Annotated in this window: 20 protein-coding genes; 10 read left to right on the forward strand and 10 right to left on the reverse strand. The window is 32.8% G+C overall.

Translation table 11 applies throughout. The features are described 5' to 3' along the window. The first annotated feature begins 97 nt into the window (after positions 1 to 97). On the forward strand, positions 98 to 319 hold the full coding sequence (locus ACW9XA_RS03495) for an AN1-type zinc finger domain-containing protein (protein ID WP_300323134.1): 222 nt from the start codon (positions 98 to 100) through the stop codon (positions 317 to 319). Positions 320 to 321: 2 nt separating this feature from the next. On the opposite strand, the gene ACW9XA_RS03500 is transcribed toward ACW9XA_RS03495, so the two are convergent. Continuing rightward, positions 322 to 606, reverse strand: a complete 285-nt coding sequence (locus ACW9XA_RS03500) for a hypothetical protein (protein ID WP_300323132.1) — start codon at positions 604 to 606, stop codon at positions 322 to 324. Positions 607 to 637: 31 nt separating this feature from the next. Further along, positions 638 to 1195 (reverse strand): DNA replication complex subunit Gins51, encoded by a 558-nt coding sequence (locus ACW9XA_RS03505; protein ID WP_457763015.1) that lies wholly within the window; start codon positions 1193 to 1195, stop codon positions 638 to 640. Positions 1196 to 1248: 53 nt separating this feature from the next. Here ACW9XA_RS03505 and glnA point away from each other — a divergent pair, with 53 nt between their 5' ends. After that, positions 1249 to 2709 (forward strand): type I glutamate--ammonia ligase, encoded by a 1461-nt coding sequence (gene glnA / locus ACW9XA_RS03510; protein WP_457763016.1) that lies wholly within the window; start codon positions 1249 to 1251, stop codon positions 2707 to 2709. Here glnA and ACW9XA_RS03515 read toward each other — a convergent pair. Continuing rightward, a complete protein-coding gene (locus tag ACW9XA_RS03515) occupies positions 2706 to 2984 on the reverse strand; it encodes a hypothetical protein (RefSeq protein WP_457763017.1) in 279 nt (92 codons plus the stop codon). The genes glnA and ACW9XA_RS03515 overlap by 4 nt on opposite strands. Before the next feature lie 53 nt (positions 2985 to 3037). Then, positions 3038 to 4741 carry a thermosome subunit beta gene (gene thsB, locus ACW9XA_RS03520; RefSeq protein ID WP_457763086.1) on the reverse strand — a complete coding sequence of 568 codons (1704 nt, stop codon included), beginning with the start codon at positions 4739 to 4741 and terminating at the stop codon, positions 3038 to 3040. Between the two features lie 103 nt (positions 4742 to 4844). Between thsB and ACW9XA_RS03525 the strand changes: the two genes are divergently transcribed. Next, on the forward strand, positions 4845 to 6167 hold the full coding sequence (locus tag ACW9XA_RS03525; protein ID WP_457763018.1) for a serine hydroxymethyltransferase: 1323 nt from the start codon (positions 4845 to 4847) through the stop codon (positions 6165 to 6167). Positions 6168 to 6169: 2 nt separating this feature from the next. On the opposite strand, the gene ACW9XA_RS03530 is transcribed toward ACW9XA_RS03525, so the two are convergent. Further along, on the reverse strand, positions 6170 to 9547 hold the full coding sequence (locus ACW9XA_RS03530) for a DNA polymerase II large subunit (protein WP_457763019.1): 3378 nt from the start codon (positions 9545 to 9547) through the stop codon (positions 6170 to 6172). A gap of 12 nt (positions 9548 to 9559) precedes the next feature. Continuing rightward, entirely contained in the window at positions 9560 to 10312 is a 753-nt protein-coding gene (locus tag ACW9XA_RS03535; protein WP_457763020.1) for a phosphoglycerol geranylgeranyltransferase, read from the reverse strand. A gap of 64 nt (positions 10313 to 10376) precedes the next feature. Here ACW9XA_RS03535 and ACW9XA_RS03540 point away from each other — a divergent pair, with 64 nt between their 5' ends. The 3 genes from ACW9XA_RS03540 (at position 10377) to ACW9XA_RS03550 (ending at position 11753) form a co-directional block, all read left to right on the forward strand. Further along, positions 10377 to 10739, forward strand: a complete 363-nt coding sequence (locus ACW9XA_RS03540; protein ID WP_457763021.1) for a hypothetical protein — start codon at positions 10377 to 10379, stop codon at positions 10737 to 10739. Between the two features lie 126 nt (positions 10740 to 10865). Next, positions 10866 to 11468 carry a winged helix DNA-binding protein gene (locus tag ACW9XA_RS03545; RefSeq protein ID WP_457763022.1) on the forward strand — a complete coding sequence of 201 codons (603 nt, stop codon included), beginning with the start codon at positions 10866 to 10868 and terminating at the stop codon, positions 11466 to 11468. Between the two features lie 123 nt (positions 11469 to 11591). After that, complete coding sequence (locus ACW9XA_RS03550) at positions 11592 to 11753, forward strand: AbrB/MazE/SpoVT family DNA-binding domain-containing protein (protein WP_109877580.1); 162 nt, start codon at positions 11592 to 11594, stop codon at positions 11751 to 11753. Positions 11754 to 11757: 4 nt separating this feature from the next. On the opposite strand, the gene ACW9XA_RS03555 is transcribed toward ACW9XA_RS03550, so the two are convergent. Then, on the reverse strand, positions 11758 to 12144 hold the full coding sequence (locus ACW9XA_RS03555; RefSeq protein ID WP_300323113.1) for a hypothetical protein: 387 nt from the start codon (positions 12142 to 12144) through the stop codon (positions 11758 to 11760). Between the two features lie 489 nt (positions 12145 to 12633). Between ACW9XA_RS03555 and ACW9XA_RS03560 the strand changes: the two genes are divergently transcribed. Next, the gene (locus ACW9XA_RS03560; RefSeq protein WP_457763023.1) at positions 12634 to 13836 is read left to right on the forward strand and encodes a Cdc6/Cdc18 family protein; all 1203 of its coding nucleotides are present in this window, start codon (positions 12634 to 12636) and stop codon (positions 13834 to 13836) included. Here the strand turns inward: ACW9XA_RS03560 and ACW9XA_RS03565 are convergent. After that, positions 13813 to 15258, reverse strand: coding sequence for a DNA-directed DNA polymerase II small subunit (locus ACW9XA_RS03565; protein WP_457763024.1), 1446 nt, complete (start codon positions 15256 to 15258; stop codon positions 13813 to 13815). The two genes, ACW9XA_RS03560 and ACW9XA_RS03565, sit on opposite strands and share 24 nt — an antisense overlap. Positions 15259 to 15442: 184 nt before the next feature. Between ACW9XA_RS03565 and ACW9XA_RS03570 the strand changes: the two genes are divergently transcribed. Next, complete coding sequence (locus ACW9XA_RS03570) at positions 15443 to 15874, forward strand: stage II sporulation protein M (protein WP_457763087.1); 432 nt, start codon at positions 15443 to 15445, stop codon at positions 15872 to 15874. A gap of 82 nt (positions 15875 to 15956) precedes the next feature. After that, positions 15957 to 16850 (forward strand): cupredoxin domain-containing protein, encoded by an 894-nt coding sequence (locus tag ACW9XA_RS03575; RefSeq protein WP_457763025.1) that lies wholly within the window; start codon positions 15957 to 15959, stop codon positions 16848 to 16850. Here the strand turns inward: ACW9XA_RS03575 and cbiE are convergent. Both cbiE and ACW9XA_RS03585 read right to left on the reverse strand, forming a co-directional pair. Further along, a complete protein-coding gene (gene cbiE / locus ACW9XA_RS03580; RefSeq protein WP_457763026.1) occupies positions 16847 to 17560 on the reverse strand; it encodes a precorrin-6y C5,15-methyltransferase (decarboxylating) subunit CbiE in 714 nt (237 codons plus the stop codon). The two genes, ACW9XA_RS03575 and cbiE, sit on opposite strands and share 4 nt — an antisense overlap. Positions 17561 to 17562: 2 nt before the next feature. Further along, positions 17563 to 18054: a hypothetical protein gene (locus ACW9XA_RS03585; protein WP_457763027.1), complete on the reverse strand. Its 492-nt coding sequence runs from the start codon at positions 18052 to 18054 to the stop codon at positions 17563 to 17565. A gap of 72 nt (positions 18055 to 18126) precedes the next feature. On the opposite strand from ACW9XA_RS03585, the gene ACW9XA_RS03590 reads away from it, so the two are divergent. Beyond that, positions 18127 to 19638 carry a peptidylprolyl isomerase gene (locus ACW9XA_RS03590; RefSeq protein WP_457763028.1) on the forward strand — a complete coding sequence of 504 codons (1512 nt, stop codon included), beginning with the start codon at positions 18127 to 18129 and terminating at the stop codon, positions 19636 to 19638. Positions 19639 to 19642: the final 4 nt, after the last annotated feature.

The raw sequence follows: 19642 nt of genomic DNA on the forward strand, positions 1-19642 counted from the left end.
TCAATCTAAATTTGAACATCGTAAAAACGTTTAGTCATTTAGTAATTTTAGAATAAAAACTAGCACCTTTATTAAAAGAAAAATAGTAATTGAAAATATGCAATCAGAAAAATGTGCATATTGTGGAGATCTGACGGATATGCCGTTTCAATGTAATTATTGTAAAGATCCTTTTTGTTCTGAACACAGACTTCCTGAGGAACATAGATGTGTGAAACTTAGTCAGATCAGGGCAAAAAGATTTGGTGAAAAAAAAGTTATTCGGGATGGCGGGCGTAATAAACCAAATATTTTAAAACGAATTTTTGGAAGATTTTAAAATCAATAAGGACTTTTATCAGGAGAAATTTTTGCACGTCTTCCTTGATAAATCAGGGCAATAGCAAGTGCAAACATTACCATAGCAGTTAACGGAAAATTTTGTGGTGCAGGTAAAATAAACCAATAGTAAACTCCAAAACCAATTGATACAATTGCTTGTATCCACAATTTTATCCATTTTGGAGATTTTACAACTCTGCTAATAATTTCTATCATAAAAATTCCAATTACAGGATAAATTGTATAAAAAAGAAAATCAATCACATCAACACCTGTATGAGACATGTATTATGATGATAAAAGGTATAATTTCTATCTAATCTTCTAAATGAACCTTAGTTGCAACATTTTTGGCAATTAAAGCCTGGGCATTTTCATATGGGATTGTAGCAATATCTTCAGTTTTAAAAGGTCCATATTTTTCAAGATCAGCACCCACAATTTCATCTACTTCGTGAAGGAATCTAATTACAATTTTCTTAGTTTTGTGACTCTGAGATAATGATTCTAAAAATTTTGATTTTCCATTTAGTGTAGCTGAAAGAATCATTTCAGTTCTTTCTTTTTGTTTCTCTTGAGAATCAAGGATGAATTTTTCTTCATCTAACAAATTACTTATTTCTAAATCAGAGGAACTTGAAATTTTATCTAATCTAATTTCTATCAATAATGATGTTAGTTCTGTAACCATTTCTATCATAGCATCTTTAATTTTATTTTCAATTCCATCAAATTCTTGTTTTTGTAAATTTCCTATGAAATCAGCTAGATTTCTATAAAAATTTGGAGTAATTTCTAAAAGTGAATCACTTTCAGTTTCACGCAAAACTGTATGATGCAATGTGATAATATCAATTTGATTTTCTTCTGACATTTCTTACCTAATCCTTAAATGACTGATGTATTTGTGTTTGATTGAAGAACAAATTGCCATATAAAGTCAGTCACGGTAAAGCAATCCAAGTAACATATTCACCAGACGAAGTTTTTTCGAGAATTCAACATGAAGGAATTCAATTTATTGATCTACAATTTACAGGCCTAACAGGACATTTTCACCATACTACAATTTCAGCAAATACATTTACTCCTGAACAAATGCGAGATGGATTACCAAAATTAGATGGTTCATCAATTATTGGATTTGCCAGTATCGATGATTCCGATTTACTTTTAAAACCAGATCCAAATACTTTTGCAATTATTCCTTGGTTAACTGAAAATAAAACTGCCAGACTTCTATGTGATGTTTATTGGGGTGAAAACAGAGGAAGACTATCAAGAGATCCAAGAGGAATTTCTCAGAAAGCTGAAGAATATATCAAGTCTCAGGGATTTGACTTTAGTACATGGGGTCCAGAAGTTGAATTTTTTGTATTTGATAAAGTACATTGGGATGTTTTAACGCCTTACAAAGGCCAATCATATTCAATTGAATCAAAAGAAGCTCCATGGAGTCAATCAGGAGATGGATATCCTATGGGACTACAAGAAGGATACTATCCAAGTACTCCAGCAGACACTCTTACACCATATAGAAATGAATGTGTTAATATCTTAAACAAAAATTTTGGTATCTTATGTGATAACCATCATCACGAAGTTGCAACAGCAGGACAATGTGAGATAGATATCAAATATGATTATATGACAAATGCTGCAGATGCTGCACAATCTTACAAGTATGTAATTAGAAATGTTGCACAAAAATATGGAAAAGTTGCAACAATGATGCCAAAACCAATTGCAATGGATTCTGGTTCGGGTATGCATGTTAATGTTAGTTTATGGAAAGGAACTGAAAATGCATTTTATGATCCAGATGATGAAATTGAATTAAGTCAAATTGGAAGATATTTTTGTGGCGGTATAATTAATCATGCAAAAGCATTATCAGCAATTGGCAATCCAACAACTAATTCATATCATAGATTAGTACCTGGATATGAAGCTCCTGCATATATTGCTTGGAGTTCTGGAAATCGTTCTGCGATAGTGAGAGTTCCAAAACATCTCAAGGGCAAAAATTATTCTAATCTTAAAAGACTTGAATTTAGAGCACCAGATCCTTCATCAAATCCATATCTTGTATTTGCAGCTGTAACAGCAGCAGGAATGGATGGAATAAAGAAAAAGATGGATCCTGGTGATCAAGTTCGTGATGATATTTTCAAAATGACAAAATCAGATAGAGCTAAGAGAGGAATTGGTGTTCTTCCAAAAAGTCTTGGTGAAGCATTAGATGAGTTAGAAAGTGATAGAAAGTTCCTTAGTCCAATTTATACAAATGACGTTATTGATAAGATTATTGAACTAGAAAGAAGAGATCAACGTGAGATTGCAATTAGACCACATCCACATGAATTTTATCTTTATTTTGATGTCTAGGTTCTTCCAGTTAACTGAAAAATATAATATAATGAAATAGACATTAAAGCAAATCCACTCCCAAGAAATATTGCTCTTTTATTTTCAGATGTTGCAGCTCTGTATAACAAAACACCTCCTGCAAGTCCTACAAATAATACCAACACTCCAATAACAACTCCATCAAAACTTGTATTGGTAATAAGGGGATGAAAGAATCCTGCTAGTAATGCAAAAAATGCAATCAGGTAAATGTATTTGAAACCAGTGAGTGCTTTAGAGGTAATTTGATTCAATGTTGTTTGTAATTTTGATTAACAATTAAAGTTTTGAAATTTTTCAAAATAATTTACATCATTCCGCCCATGTCAGGCATTCCACCCATTCCAGGCATTCCACCCATTCCAGGCATTCCACCCATTCCAGGCATTCCACCTTCACCACCAGGTGGACCACCTGCAGATTTTTGAGTAGCAATAACATCATCTATTCTAAGAATCATACATGCAGCCTCAGCAGCTGCAGAAACAATTTGAAGTTTGACTGCAAGTGGTTCAATAATATCACTTGATTTCATATTACCAATCTTTGCCTTCATTACATCAATTCCAGTCCATTTTTCTCCTTTCTGTTGTTTTGAACGAAGAAGTGTAAGTGTATCAATTGGATCCATTCCAGCATTATCAGCAAGTGCCATTGGAATTTCTTCTAAAGCATCTGCAAATTTTTCTGCTGCAAGTTGTTCTCTGCCTTCCAAAGACTTTGCCCAACCTCTAATTTTGGTTGCAGCATATGTTTCAGGAGCTCCTCCACCTGCAACTATTTGTGGTTTTAACATTACGTCTTTTACAACCATTAAAGCATCATGAACAGAACGTTCAACTTCATCAACAACTCTTTGTGAACCTGCACGAAGAAGTAATGTTACAGATTTTGGATGTTTACATCCTTCAACAAATACCCATTTGTCTTCTTCAATTTTTTTCTCTTCAACAACCTCAGCAGAACCAAGATCTTTTTCAAAAAGATCATCGAGATTTGTAACTATTCTAGCACCTGTTGCTTTTGCTAATTTTGTAAGATCACTTTCTTTAATTCTTCTAACAGCAATAATTCCTGCTTTTGCAAGATAATGTTGAGCCATATCATCCAATCCTTTTTGACATAAGACTACATTAGCGCCAGAGCCGATAACTTTGTCAACCATTGTTTTTAGCATTCTATTTTCTTCATCTAAAAATGATTTTAGTTGTTGAGGATTTGAAATATTGATTTTTGCATCAGTTTCAGTTTTACTAATTTCTAATGCGGTATTGATTAATGCAATTTTAGCATCTGTAATTTTTCTAGGCATTCCACCATGAACAATTTCTTTGTCAAGAACAATACCTTGTATAATCATAGAATCTTTAATTGAGCCACCAGCTTTCTTCTCAACTTTGATATCATCAATATCAACATCAAAAGATTCGCCAGTTTTTTCTGAAACAGCAAGCACCGATTTTACAATAATATCTGCAAGAAGATCAGAGTCTTTTCTAACAAGTTTTGTTTGCATTGAAGTTTTTGCGATTTTATTTAAAATATTTTTATCATTTGCAGAAATTGTATCAGCAATTTCTTCCAAGAATTCTTTTGCTTTTCTTGCAGCCTTTCTATATCCATCAACAATAATTGTTGGATGTACATCTGAATCAATTAATGATTCTGCTTGTGATAATAAGGCACCAGCTAGAATTACAGCAGATGTTGTACCGTCACCAACTTCATTATCTGTGGTTTTTGAGATTTCAACTAGCATTTTTGCTGCTGGATGTTGTACATCAATTTCTTTTAGGATGGTTGCACCATCATTGGTAATTGTAACGTCGCCTAATGAATCGACTAGCATTTTATCCATACCTCGAGGTCCAAGGCTGGTATGAACGATTTCGGCGATAATTTTAGCTGCTGCTATGTTATTTTTTTGGGCTTCTCGTCCTTTAGTTTCAGAACCACCCTCTTTTAGCAAAACAACGGGCATAGTTCCCTTTGAAGTTGCTTGCATTCCCATAGATGCCAAAACTTCGGATTCCCCTTTTATACCTTCCAGATCAGGATGGATCATTTTGAGATCATATCGGTGTTTTTAAATTGGGAAAATCAAGATGCCAAATATGGCTAAATCACAAAATAGAGAAGCTTATGATAAAATATTTACAAAATTAAAGGATCATCACAAATGGTTTGAGAATTCAATTCCATTGATTGCAAGTGAAAATATTCCTAGTCCTGCAGTCAGAGAAGCAATAATTTCTGATTTTGGAAATAGATATGCTGAAGGATGGCCTGGAGAAAGAGTCTATGCAGGTTGTGTCTACATTGATGATGTAGAGTTTGAATGTATGAAATTAGCTAAGAAATTATACAAAGCAAAATTTGCTGATGTCAGACCAATTTCAGGAGTTGTTGCAAATTTGGCAATATATTCTGCATTTACCAATCCTGGGGATATCATGTTAGCACCTTCAATTCCAGCTGGTGGACATATTTCACATGGAAAAAAGGAACATTCAGGAACTGCAGGTTTAGTTCATGGATTAGAAATAGAATTCTATCCATTTGATGCAGAAGAAATGACAATTGATGTAGATAAGACAAAACAAAAAGTAAAAGATCTCAAAAATGAAAACCGTTTACCAAAAATGGCAATGTTTGGCGGTTCATTGTTTCTGTTTCCTCATCCTGTCAAAGAATTATCAGATTTCCTCAAAAGTTATGATATGCATATCAATTATGATGCTGCACATGTTGCAGGATTAATTGCAGGTGGAAAATTCCAAGATCCTCTTCGAGAAGGTGCAGATACCATGACTATGAGTACTCACAAGACTTTGTTTGGCCCTCAAGGTGGACTTGTTTTAGGTTCAAAAGAACATGAAGAAGTAATCAAAAAAGCAACTTTCCCTGGACTCACAAGTAGTCATCACATTCATCATATGGCAGGAAAAGCAGTTGCATTTGCCGAAGCTTTAGAGTTTGGTAAAGATTATGCTACTGCAGTGATCAAAAATGCAAAAGCATTTGCTGAAGCATTAAGCGATATGGGATTCAAAGTATTAGGAGAAAGTAGAGGATTTACACAATCACACCAAATTGCAGTTAATGTTTTAGATTATTCAGATGGTGGAAAAGTAGAAGCTGATTTAGAAAAAGCAAACATCATAGTAAATAGACAATTAATTCCAGGAGATATCAAAGCTGGAAGAAACTATTTCCATCCAGGTGGAATTAGATTGGGAGTTTCTGAAATTACAAGACTTGGAATGAAAAAGAACGAGATGCAAGAAATTGCATCATACATTAAACAAGTTGTAATTGATAAAAAGGATCCAAAGAAAATTCTTTCTAAAGTCAAAACATTCAGAAAAGATTATCAGAAAGTTAAATTCTGTTTTGATAATAAATTAGGTGCTTACGAGTACGTCAAATTAAGATAAATTTACGAATAATCTGTCAGTAAGGATTGATCTCCTCTGCTTTTACCAAATACTAATTCTATTTCATCGGATAAAGCAAGAATTCTTCCCCGTTGATATTCACCCACATCATATTTTTCAACCAATCTTTTTGCAAGTTTTAGATATTTCTCTACTGAACCTCTAGTAATTGTGGCAATTAATTTGTGACCACAAACACAAGTTTGGATAAGAGGCATTCTACGAAATGATTTTCCACATGCAGTACATCTAAAGCTCTGTCTAGCATATGCTCTTAAGTTTCCCATTAGATCTGGAACAAGATGTGTTGAAATTACATTCGAAACAATCTCTGATGTATTTACAGCGTTGATTAATTCAGCATTTCTAACTTGCATGTCAAATTTGTCAAGCATTGAACCAAGTGTGGAATACGCGCTTCTTGATTTTGAAGTTGTTAATGATGAAGTTTTGTGAGTAAAATGATAATCATAAAATTGTCTTTTAGTTTCAAGTCGAGATTTAATAATTTCAATCGAGGTCACATCAGAAGCTTTTACTTGTTTAAATGTAGATTCAAAGAATTCCAAAGGAAGTATTTTTGTGACTTCAAGATTATGTGCTTGTGGTTGAGATTCGTGTGGTAAAACATGAGGTTGAACAAGTAATGGTGCATCCATTAATCCACCTATTCTATCAGATAGAAATTGTCTTGAGAAATTAAGCAGGCTATCCATTAATAGCATTATTGAATCAGCATCACCATCAGCATCTCTTCTTTTTGCAGAATGCCAATTAGGAGTTCCAAAACAAACATGAGTTTCAGTATATCCTATGATTCTTCCTACTATTCCTACAGATGTATGAGGAGCTAAACCGATTATCAAATGCCCAATAAGATCTTTTGAATTCTTTACATTGTAAAATGAAGATTTACCATAGAATTTTTCTAATAAGACATCAATGTATTTACAAGTTGAGACTAGATAATTTCCACTTTCGTATGGTATAATCACATCTTGCATCCGAAGTTCTATAATTTGTTCTTCAGATTCAATTGGATTTCCGTCAATGTCATGAGTATACCCGAGTTCTTTTAGTTTTTCAATTGATGTACCAATCCATGATGGTCTGAATTGTGTTAATGGGGAATTTGTCGCATCAAATCTTACGGTTCCATCCTTGAAAGTGGTTAATCCAAAGTTTTGTCGTACAAGTCCTTTTTCAAGAGGCTCTGCAATTTTATCCTGATTGATGAGTTCTTTTACTCCTTTGAATGGTTCTTTAGCTCGAAGTCCCATTTTTTCTTGAGCTAAAAGTAACCTAGTTTTTAATGGAAATTCTTTATGTGAATGAGCAGGAGATTTACGCTTGCATTTTTCGCAAAATGGTTCTTTAAGAGTATCTCTACAATTTGTACATCTGTATGTGATAGAAGTTTTTGTACCACAAATAGAACATTTAATTCCAATAGATGGTTGATTGCATTTTTTACAATGTCGATTGTAAATATTAGCAAAAAAGTGTTCATTTCTAGAAGCTTTAAGAAGATCTCTAGTAGGTCCACCTTTCTCACCAACTGGAAACAATACATGTGTTGCAGGTTTCATTTGTCTAGCTGCTGCTTTTTCTGGCCTTCCTATTCTAACTCCAATACTTGTTGAGAATTTATTATTAATTTTAATGCCAGATGATTTAGTTAGAATTTTCGGTACTGATAAATCATCAATGGATGGTTTCTTTCTAAATAAAAGATTAAAGAAAATTTTTGCTTCTTGATGTTCAAGAATAATTGAATCATTTTCAATTTTATGAGGGGTGCCTAAATCTTCAAGAATTTTTTTTACATCATTTGAATATTCGATTGATGTTTCATTGACATTTTTAGGTTCTAAAAGTTTGAGGAGTTCTTCAGATGATATTTTATCCCAGAAATATAGATAATGTGGATGAAGGGGAATTTTAAAATCAAGTGAAATTTTTAATGCTTCATCAATTGTTGGAATTCTATTTAAAAATTGATTTAGATACTGATCGTTTGGTTCATATTTTTCAATTTTTTGTTTTAGTTCCTCTGTCCAAAATTCTTCTACATATGCTGAGGGTACCAATTGTGCGTTATTTTCTAAAAAATCACCAAATGAAATTAAAATATCACCTAAGTGTAGGATTTTTTCAATGTCATCTTTGATTTCTAATCCATGTTTTACATCTCGAATCTTTACAACATTTCCGTTATTGAGACGAACAGTTGGGGTATCAATTGAATCAACAAATGCTACTGTTGCTCCTTTACCAGGAATGTCAATTTTGATTTGAGTACCTACTGCTACAGTATGATCAAGAATTTCTGCAATTACTGGGTGTATTCCTACTGCTGCAAAACCCGTATTACATGCTCTTCCATATCTCAGTCTAAATCCGCCTAATTTGTTAGGCATGGACAATACAGATCTACCTGTAATCACTTCACGCATTCTTTTTGCAGCTGCATCTTCCTGATTTTCCCCAGTCTGAACTGCTCCTTTAAGATCATTGAGCCATTCCCAGCCATCCAGATTATACAATTCGATTCTTTTGAGGAGTTTTTTTGATCTTCCAATCAATCCATCATTTAAAACACGTAAGGCACCTCCCCTTACTCGGTCTGTTTGGATTCTAGCCATGGATTTATGATTTACAACCTCATATGGATCAGTATCAACACCAGTTAGTTCAACTGGAAGATTAGAAATTACATGTTCAATATCTTCATCTAAAATATGAAATTGAAAGCTACTAGCTTCTCTTTCATAGATTCTTAATTCCTCAACAAATCTACCAGTTTCATCATCAAAAGAATTTGCTTGAAATTTTGAAAGGCCAGCAATCTTTCTAACATGATCTGCAATTAGCAGAGTAACTGCAGATTCAGTTCCACCCGCTGAACGCATTGGTCCTGCAATAGAAACAGAAAGATATTCTGTTCCATCTTTATTTTTTTTTATTTTTACTTCACTAATTCCTTGTAATGGTGCAATAGTTACTCCTTCAGTAATTATCGCCAATCCTACACGTACTGCAAGATCTAGTTTGTCTTCTAAAGTAGCATCTGGAAGACAATATTTGCCTAAAGCAATCTCTTTTGCTAAAATTAATGCCGAGAGTTCTTTTCCATTGATTTTTAGAATTTCTCTTAATGGTTCGGCAATATCGATCTCGTGCATTTTTGCAACTCTATCAGCCAAATCAAATGCTATTTTAGGCTCAATATTACCTGAGGAATCTGCAAGACTGGATTTAGCTGATGCCGCATGCTCAAAAATTGAATATACCTCATTTGAGAGGCTAGAATAGTAATCAAAATAGTAGTCAGGCATCTCGACATTACTAATTCGAGATGTTGAATCATTTTCAGACATAATACAGTCCTTTTACTTGCTTCTTTGAATTGCTTTTGCTATTTGTTCGAGTTTTTTGATACTTCCTCCCTTTTCTAGGAAGGTTCCTATTACTAGAGCATCTGCTCCTGCTTTAACTAGACTTTCAGCAGTTTTTTCATCTTTGATTCCTCCACCTACAATCAAAAATCCATTAAATGCATGTCTGACTGTCTTTACCATTTCAGGAGTAACGTTAGTTTTTGCACCAGAACCTGCTTCAAGATATACAAATCTCATGCCAAGGAATTGAGCTGCAAGAGCATAAGCTGCAGCAATTTTTGGTTTTTCAAATGGAATTCCTCTTGCTGAACCAACAAACCAAGCAGAAGTTCCATCTCCAATCACTAAATATGCAGTTGGGAGTGGCTCTAATCCAAATTTAAGGACACTTGGAGCTCCTAAAGCCTGTGCTTGTGTTATAAAATATGGATTTTCAGAATTCATTAGTGAACTAAATAAGATTGCATCAGCATCTGGTACAACACCAGTAACATTGCCTGGAAATAGAATAATTGGAATTTTTAGACCTTTTTTGATTCCTTTTACTACCTGAGCCATTTCAATTTGATCGGTTGCTGATGAGCCTCCTACTAAAATTGCTGAAGCCCCGATCTTCTCCACATCTTTAGCAAGCTTGCTTGATGCCTCTAGATTTGACACTTCAGAGTCGATTAATACAAACAATAATGCATTTTTCTTTTTTAATTCTGATTTTAGGAATGATTCTACTTTGTTTCCAGTCATAAAGAATGTCTGTGGATGTCTCTTTAAAGTTTAATTGGAATGCTGTATACAGATTTGTATAGCTATGGACAAGTCTGAAGGATCTAATTTTAACAATATTATACGTAAAATTATCAAAAAATCATTGTTTACAGAGCGACAAGTTGAAATTATTTTAAATCAGAAAGATCTTCTAGAATCAAGTTTTCCTATTAGTAAAGGTGCGTATTATAGGCAAGTTGGTCAATCTAGAGACAAATTAATCGGATTATTCTATTCAATCATACTTTTTCGTGGTTTAGGCATACTTTTACCTGATGATATAGATGTGATTTCAAAACTTTCTGAGCAAATTAGTGTGATAAATGAGAGTGATATTTTTCCTGAAAGAGAAGATGAAGTGATAAGTGTGATAGATAGGCTCATTCGTCAGGCATGTAATATGTGATGTATGTGATTACCTAGTCAAGTAACAAAATGATTTTGTTTGTGATTATGTGTGAGTTTGTTAATCTAAAGTGTGAAATAATGTTGTTCTATCACGATAAATCACAATGTAGGCATAGATGTTGTGATGTTAGTGGAAATTCCTGAACCTGAAGTGATTTTATCTGTGATTTTAGCATTTATTGTGGGGATTTTAGGTTTGTATGCATATTTCAAGATAAGTCCATTCGTGAAAATTAAGAAGGAAGTATTTGATGCAACCCAAACTGAACGATTAGAATATTACGAAAGGCAGTTGATAGATATGAAAATACGCCTAGATGCATTAGAAATTCAAGGTATAGAACAAAAAGCAGAGGATCCTAATTTGGAATTAAAGAAATTCTTAGAAAAATTGGCAAAGAATGAGGCTTCTGAAAGACCTATTGAGGTTGTTAGCAAACCAGAAGTTGTGCCTGAAAAAGTGATTTCAACACCAAAAATACCAACTATTACGCCTGCAAACCCAATTGATTATGTGTTGCATCTAATCACAAACAAGGCTATGACATCACGTGACATACAAATCACATTAAAGAAAAGTAGGGAACATACTTCACGCCTGATGAAAAAGTTGTTTGAAGATGGATATGTACAAAGAAACACAGAATCAAAACCATATACTTATTCAATTACTGAAAAAGGAATGGCAAAAGTTGGAGAATTAGAAGTCAATCCAATTTTAGAATAGAATAATTTTAAGAATTTTTCATAGTGAATTTACAATTTTTTGAGTAATTTAGCCATATTTTATAATGAAAATATAATTAGATAATTTAATAAATTATATATATTATTAATTTATAATGGTATTATGTCAGTCCAAGACAATGAAGTGTTGGTAAAAATCACTTCTGCAGGAACAATTTCTATTCCAAAACAGTTTAGAAAGTATATGGATATTCAAAAAGGGGAATATGTCAAAGTAATTTTGGGAAAAGATCGATTATTGATTAGAAAAGTTACTATTTCTTGATTAGTTATTGTTGTTTTTGCGCTAGTTTAATGGTTTGATATGTCCATTCTCGGCCTGTTCTGGTCCTATTTACCCTACCTTTTGTGGAAAATCTTGACAAATATGTGGAAATTACACTTAGTTTGACAGGTTCATTATATTCATCTTCATATTTTTCAAGAATGTTTGTAGAGGTAAATTTGCCCATTGGGAAGAATTTATCCACAATATTCCAAATTTTGGAGCCTACAGAATCCATATTTGTAACCTCTTGTTCTTCTTCAATATTCATCAAGTCCATCATTTCAAAGATTTTGAGGACTTTGTCTCTTGTAACATTACCCTCTAATTTGATATCATAACGAGCTCCATCAGAGTCTTCCATGTCTATTCTAATCCTTTTTTTAGCCATCTTTGAGATCTAATGGATCGAATGTTAACAGTTCAAATGATCCAAGAATGTTTGTTAACTAAATGGTTTGTTAACATTGACTGCCTAGCCCGTGCCTAGCCTATTTTTTGTTATTAACAGTTAACTTTCAATAAATCCTTTAATTTAATAGGTTTTCATACCTGGAGTGGAAATAAAGGGGTTATTTTCATGATATTCACAGTGTTAACATTCACCTTAACGCCTGGAATGGAAATAAAGGGGTCAAAATTGGGTTTTTTTGGTTTTATTTAACACAAACTTAACAAAAATGTTAACTCATTCTCAACCAAAGAAACCCACACACCGATATTTCCACTCTATCTTTTTCTTTAATTTTTTTTATTAGAAAATCTAAAACTAACTAAAAATAATTAATTACAAACTAAACTACAATTACTATTCTATACTATACTCTCTTAATTCAGATATGATTGTGTTAGTATTGAGAGGAAACAAAGGTGTGTGAGTATGTCTGATCCTATAGATGATATGTTAGATGCTGCAGAATCAGGAAAATCAATAATAAAAAATCGAGATATTCTTCATTTTACATATATTCCAGAAATTATTTTACATAGAAAATCTGAACAAGAACAAGTTACTCAATCATTATTACCTATTTTAAAAAAATCTAGACCATCAAATCTTCTAGTATATGGAAAACCAGGTACAGGTAAAACTTTGGTTGTGAAAAAAGTTCTTTCAAAAATTCAAGAAAGGGTAGAAAAATCAAACTTTCCAATTAAGTTAGTATATTCTAATTCTAAAGAAGAAACAACCCTTTATGGATTATTAGTGAGTTTAGGCAGGCAATTAGGCCTAAATGAGAAGGAATTACCCTCAAATGGACTGGCAATCAGCGTGGTATTCAAAAGATTACTAACAAAAATAGATGAAGAAAAACTTAACGCAATTTTTGTAATTGACGAAATTGATTATTTAGCCCAATTAGTAGCAAAAACAGGCAAGGATATTCTATATCAACTTACTAGAGCAAATGAGCGTCTAACACAAGGTTCTCTAACTTTGGTTGGAATTTCAAATGATTTGACATTTAAAGAAAGATTGGATCCTAGGGTAATCAGCAGCCTAGGAGAAGAAGAGATTGTATTTACAAACTATAATGTTGAACAAATAAAAAAAATTCTTGAAGAAAGAATCAATGAATCATTTGTTGCAAATTCAGTAGATGAACCCGCACTAAATCTCATTGCCGCACTTGCTGGAGGAGAACACGGTGATGCCAGACGAGCAATAGATTTACTTCGAGTATCAGGAGAACTTGCTGAACGTCAACAATCAGAAAAAGTCACTATTGAACATGTGAGAGAAGCCTCTCAAAAAATGGAAGAAAATAAAGAGGAAAAATCTCTCAAATCATTTCCACTACATGAAAAACTAGTCCTTATTGCAATAATGAAGGCAAATGGTTCTTCTACAGGCGAGATTTATTCATCTTACAAAAATCTCTGTAAGGCAGTTGGAAAAGACGAGCTAACTCAAAGAAGAATAACACAAATGCTCAGTGAAATTGAATTATCTGGAATAATTTCAGGAAGACTAATTCATCAAGGAATTCATGGCAGGACAAAAAAATACAAACTTACAATATCATCTGAAATGATAAAAAAAACATTCAAAGACGATCTAACTTTGCAAGATATTATCTAAATTAGAACTATAGTTTTGATGGAAAACTTGGAAAGTTTTGAGATTTACTAAAATAGCAATTCCTGGATTTGGTGTCATCCCAACACTGGCTTGAAATGGTGTTTGCTTCTGCCATGAACCTGAGTTTATCAATAAAATTCCTTTGTACATGTCTAGTTGTGCTCTATGGACATGACCGACGTGAAAAATATCTGGAATATCTTGAATTACCATAAGATCTTCCATCTCAGGTGCTATCGGTGTCTGGCTACCATAAATTGGACTCAAATGTCTTGCTCTAAGAAGATGTTTCATCACATCTGTAGGTCTATCATAACTTAGACCTGGGGTGGTCTTTACAATATCATCTATACTTTGTCCGTGAAACATTGAAACCTTAACTCCATTTAATGAGACTACGGCAGGATTACCCACCATAAACACATTTTCCCTTTCCCACAAACCAGAATTATATTTTTGAGGTATGGCTGGCTGTGGTAGTGCTCTTCTTCCAGGATCATGATTTCCAGGCATTATAATGATCTTTACATTTTTTGGGATTTTGTCAATCAAATCCTCTGCTTTTTTTAACTGTTCTTGGATTGTTTGACATACCAGTTCTTTATTCTGATTTGGATAGATTCCTACTCCATCTACAACATCACCTCCAATCAAGACAAACCTAATTTTCTTTGCAATTGGATCAGGACTAGAGATCCATGATACAAAATCTGAAAACTCTTCTTCCATGAAATATCTGCTTCCTATATGTAAATCAGAAAGAAATACGGCATATGCTTCACTTTCTGACTTGTTTTTAGCCTGTTCTGGAATATCTGGCAAAATTAAATCCTTGATGATATATCCAGAGTTTTTAGCCGAACCTACTCTTGCCATTACAAATTGATCCAATAACAGAGTACCAGCAGTTTTTTGTAATTCCTCATCAAAAATAATGCCTTCAAATGAGCCTGATGGGTCTTCAAGAACGATTTTTGTGATGTTTCTCTCAGAACTTCTAACTGAAACTAGTCCACATACATACAAATCATCTTCAATTTTTGTATTTTTTAGAGATGCTGCAGATTTGAGCATTTTTGACTCTGGTCTGTCTGAAATAATTCGTTTAAGTTTGTTAAAACGACTAGAAAATAATGCATTGTATCCTTTTACTCCTTCACCTGAAGTTATCTTACTTGTAGGATCTGATAATATTTTAATTTCATTTTGTAATGAAAGATCGTCTTTAATTCCAAGATATGTTTCTAAATCATCTTGATTAATCTGGAATAATTTTTGTCTAGTTTTCTCTCTGACTATTTCTTTTATTATCTTCTCTAATTTTTTTACATCTATATCTTCTAAAATTTTAAAAGCGTCCGGATGAATCTGGAATCCCTTGTTTAACGCATAATTTAATGCAAAAGTAAGTTCCTTTTTCATATCAAAAAGTACAATCTGGTTTAATTAAATCTGCGCCTGCACCAACCCTCAAATATTGTTCATAATATTATGCTGTGTGAATAAACTTAGAATTATCTCATTCTTTGTATTTTTAGGGCTTTTTGCAGCTTTATTTCAAATCGGCTCATTATCTACTGTTACTGAAGAGGAAGCAGATGCATTTATGGCAGAATTTGAAGCACTTGTTTTAGATATTGATGCATTTGGAATATTTACACATAATTTGACTATAGCTCTTCCAATGTTTATTCCTGGATTTGGGATTGTATGGGGATTATTTGCTTCATGGTCTACAGGATTTGCATTTGCATCAATAGCCTTTACTGCACCAGAAATTGGTGAGATTCCACCACTGTCAATTCTTTTCTTTTCTCCGTTTGGTTTAATGGAACTAGCAGCATATTCTCTTGGAATTTCTAGGAGTTTTATTTTGATCAGAGCAATTCTCAAAAAATTTGATTTGATGCCATTTATCAAACCAACATTAATTGAAATAGGAATTGTTACTGGTCTTCTTTTAGCTGGTGGATATATTGAATTTTACATGATAGAAATTGCTCAAAAAGAAGGTCTAATGAACATGCCTGAACTCTGATCTTTAATTCCTCTCGTTTTGCCTAATCAGTCTAAAATAATTTAGTAGCAAATTATAAACCAAATTAGATGAGAATTTAATCATGAAAGCAACCATTTCACTATTAGCTTTACTTTTGATTTCGTCTGGATATTTTGCAAATGAGGCATTTGCGGAAATTTCTGAAAAGCAAGCATTTCTTTTAGAAGGTTCTGGATTTGCTGTAACTGAGGAAATTATAAAAATATCGGAAATTGATCTTGGTCTATCTTCTCAAAAACAGAGTGGAAGTACGATTAATTTTCTTATACATGATGGTTTTATCACATTAAATGATGAAGAATTTGTAATTTCCAATTTACAAGGAAAATTTTTACGTGAAGGAAAATATATTCGAATAAATGGTCTAGTTGAAAGTTCAACTGGTTTTGATACATCAATTAGCTTTTTTGGAAGACTAGTTGAAGAAAGTAAAGATGCATCAATTTATGGTTTTACTGGAAGAATTACAACATCTGATGAATCATATAAGATTATTTACACAACAAAACTGTCAACTCTTTCTAAAATCACACCAACTTCAACAGACCCTGAAAAATCAAATCTAATTATTCACATTCTTAGAGGTTCATCTGCACAAAAAACTGATAACACTGTTCCTGGATTTGACGCCTCAAGTTATCTTAGATTCTTTTCTATTGATAGACTTACAGTACAGCCAGGTACTACTATTACTTTAGTAAATGATGATGTAGTACAACACAGCATAATTAGTGGAAAAAAAAATTATGGTGATCGATACAATCCATTTACACCTGATGGAAGAATTTCAACTGGATATATTGCACCTGGCGAATCTGTTAATATTACATTTGATGGTATAGGAATTTACAAACTATATGATCCAGACTATAATTATATGAAAATTGAAGTAGCAAGTTTCCCTAACGTGGACAATGTTTCGTTTGGTACATCAAAAAATCAACAAGGCAATTAATTTTCCCACTGCCATCTATAATTCATATATGAATCAAGACTCACTTGGTTGAACACCATTACCGACAAATCAGAAAATTCTTTTTCTTCCAAATCTTTTACCGTGCCTTCAAAATGTGTTTCATTCTCAGTGGTTATTGCCTCAAAAACATGAACCTTCATCTTTTCAGTATCAAAATCATGTTCTCGAAGATAAATGGCTATTTCAGAAGGCATAAAATGCTTATCTGGTTGTTTTGGCCAAGGTCTTGGAACCAAAACAACACTAAAACCATCAATCAATGCCTTTTGCAATTCTAATTTTTTATCTTCAATTGGAGTAGTTACATGCATTGTAATTACTTTTGATTTATCAAGAGGAACCTTTGCTCTTGATGCAGCAACTTGAATTGAACTAATGCCTGGAATAATTTCTATTTCGCCAAAAATTTCTATTAATCTGTCAACTACTTCTGATTCTGAAAAATTTACATCACCTGTAAATGGAATTACTAATGTTCTGTCACCAAGCTCTGGCAGAATCTTTTGATAGGAATCTTCTTGATCATTCATAGTAATTTCATAGATCTCTTTTCCTACAATCAACTCTTCAATAGTTTTTAGAGTGTATTTGTAACCGATAACTACATCACAATTTTGAATAATCTCTTTCACTATTTCTGTCACATATTTTGGAGAACCAGGCCCAACACCTACAGCATAAACCTTCAATTTTATTTTGTAAATTTCTGTCTGTCTTTAATATATTGCACAAAAGGCTTCCAATCCACTTTCATGTATTTTGTAGGCTCTTTTACAGGATATTTCACCCAGTCTTGGGCTATTGAATACTGAAATTTCTCATCTTTTCCATTCTTTTGATATTCTAATTGTAATGAACTTCCCCAATCTTTTTCTGTAAAACTAATACTGGAAATATCATCAAACCCTAACTCAACATTCCTGTCATCTTCGCAATCATTCATCAGATCTTCTTCATTATACCCATCATGACGGATCATTGTATTTTTTGATTTAATAAAATTGATTACTTGTCTTTGAGTAATAGCTTTCCACCAATTCATTTTAGATTCTGTCTTATGAATAAACATCAAATGTTTGTCAGTTAATACCAACATACCTTCTTTCCCACCAATTGAAAAGAATTTCTTGGATTCTCTCCACACTGAAACTATGTGTGCCTGAATCTTTTCTTCAGGTTCCATGTACTTGATTTATTTGACTTTGTTAAAAATCAATACAATTAGCTTTTAAGTAAGAATTTATGGAAAAAAATATTGAATAAAGTCTTCCTAATTTTGACAATTTCATTACTTTTAGTTAGTTTTGGAAACTATACATTTGCGCAAGAAAATGAGATTAACAAAATTAACTTTGTAGATCCTGTAGTAGTTTTAGAGACCAATCTTGGAAACATTACAATAGAATTTTTTTATAATGATGCACCAAAACACGTTGAAAATTTTATTAAATTATCTCAATCTGGATTTTATGATGGAACTCTTTTCCATAGAATTATTCCTGGATTTATGATTCAGGGAGGCGATCCAAACACAATAGAAGGTGATCCTAGTACCTGGGGAACTGGTGGCCCAAAAACAAGTGTGGATGCTGAATTTAACACAATAAAACATAATCGAGGAATTGTTTCAATGGCAAGATCTGCTGATCCAAACAGTGGTGGCTCACAATTCTTTATCGTACATGCTGACTCAAATTTTCTTGATGAACAATATACTGTATTTGGTAGAATTGTAACTGAAGAAAGTTTTGAAACATTAGATAAAATTGCATCAGTGGAAACTACTTCTCAAGACAGACCACAAGATCCTGAACAAGTAAGAATTACTAAAGTTACAATAGTTAATCGTTCAGAAGTCTCAAATATTCTTGAATTACAAGAACCAGAACGTACTGAATCAACCATTACTCCATCTACTGGTAATCAAAAATATGAAAGCACTGAGCATGAAATAGGATTTAGTGTACCTGAAGGATGGTTATTACAAACTCCAAATAAAACAACACCAAATTCTCCTGACGTAGTAGCAGTAGGACCAAAAATTGGAGCCATAAATCCTGTGATTTCATTAACAGTAGAAGAAACCAATCAAAGAACTATGGATGACCTTATTTTCAATAAAACTGAAACAATTAAGCAAGTTGTAGAGGCAGGTAACCTAGACATAATTTCACAAGAAAAAATTTCTGTTAATGGAAATCAAGCCTATGTGATAAATGCAATAGGTACATTCTTTTCAAATAATGAAAGTTTTGATGTAAAATTTAGAGAAATTATGATTTTTGATACGGAAAAAGTTTACACATTTGCATATAGCAATGGAGTTAACGAATTTGATTCACAACTTCCAAGATTTGAAGAAACAATTGATTCATTTGAAATATTATCACAAAATAAAGAAGGTGGTGGCTGTCTAATTGCAACTGCAACATATGGTTCAGAATTAGCTCCTCAAGTTCAACAATTAAGAGAGATTAGAGATAATCTCATCTTATCAACAAAATCAGGTACTGCATTTATGAGCGGATTTAATCAATTCTATTACTCATTTTCACCTATGATTGCAGATTTAGAACGTGAAAACCCTCTTTTCAAGGAAGCAGTAAAGGTTACCCTAACACCACTACTTACATCCCTATCAATTCTTAATTATGTAGATGTAAATTCAGAAGAATCAGTTCTAGGTTATGGAATTAGTCTGATAATCCTTAACATTGGAATGTATTTTGTAGCTCCTACAATAATTATCTATAAAATTAGAAAATAATTTT

The sequence above is a fragment of the Candidatus Nitrosopumilus sp. bin_6a genome, from assembly GCF_054095695.1.

Coding starts and splice junctions, on each gene's coding strand:
- ACW9XA_RS03535 (WP_457763020.1), bottom strand. CDS start 10,312: ATGACTGGAAACAAAGTAGAATCATTCCTAAAATCAGAATTAAAAAAG.
- ACW9XA_RS03500 (WP_300323132.1), bottom strand. CDS start 606: ATGTCTCATACAGGTGTTGATGTGATTGATTTTCTTTTTTATACAATT.
- ACW9XA_RS03525 (WP_457763018.1), top strand. CDS start 4,845: ATGGCTAAATCACAAAATAGAGAAGCTTATGATAAAATATTTACAAAA.
- ACW9XA_RS03505 (WP_457763015.1), bottom strand. CDS start 1,195: ATGTCAGAAGAAAATCAAATTGATATTATCACATTGCATCATACAGTT.
- ACW9XA_RS03540 (WP_457763021.1), top strand. CDS start 10,377: ATGGACAAGTCTGAAGGATCTAATTTTAACAATATTATACGTAAAATT.
- ACW9XA_RS03570 (WP_457763087.1), top strand. CDS start 15,443: ATGGCAGAATTTGAAGCACTTGTTTTAGATATTGATGCATTTGGAATA.
- ACW9XA_RS03565 (WP_457763024.1), bottom strand. CDS start 15,258: ATGAAAAAGGAACTTACTTTTGCATTAAATTATGCGTTAAACAAGGGA.
- ACW9XA_RS03530 (WP_457763019.1), bottom strand. CDS start 9,547: ATGTCTGAAAATGATTCAACATCTCGAATTAGTAATGTCGAGATGCCT.
- ACW9XA_RS03550 (WP_109877580.1), top strand. CDS start 11,592: ATGTCAGTCCAAGACAATGAAGTGTTGGTAAAAATCACTTCTGCAGGA.
- ACW9XA_RS03555 (WP_300323113.1), bottom strand. CDS start 12,144: ATGGCTAAAAAAAGGATTAGAATAGACATGGAAGACTCTGATGGAGCT.
- ACW9XA_RS03545 (WP_457763022.1), top strand. CDS start 10,866: ATGTTAGTGGAAATTCCTGAACCTGAAGTGATTTTATCTGTGATTTTA.
- ACW9XA_RS03495 (WP_300323134.1), top strand. CDS start 98: ATGCAATCAGAAAAATGTGCATATTGTGGAGATCTGACGGATATGCCG.
- ACW9XA_RS03560 (WP_457763023.1), top strand. CDS start 12,634: ATGTCTGATCCTATAGATGATATGTTAGATGCTGCAGAATCAGGAAAA.
- thsB (WP_457763086.1), bottom strand. CDS start 4,741: ATGGGAATGCAAGCAACTTCAAAGGGAACTATGCCCGTTGTTTTGCTA.
- ACW9XA_RS03575 (WP_457763025.1), top strand. CDS start 15,957: ATGAAAGCAACCATTTCACTATTAGCTTTACTTTTGATTTCGTCTGGA.
- ACW9XA_RS03585 (WP_457763027.1), bottom strand. CDS start 18,054: ATGGAACCTGAAGAAAAGATTCAGGCACACATAGTTTCAGTGTGGAGA.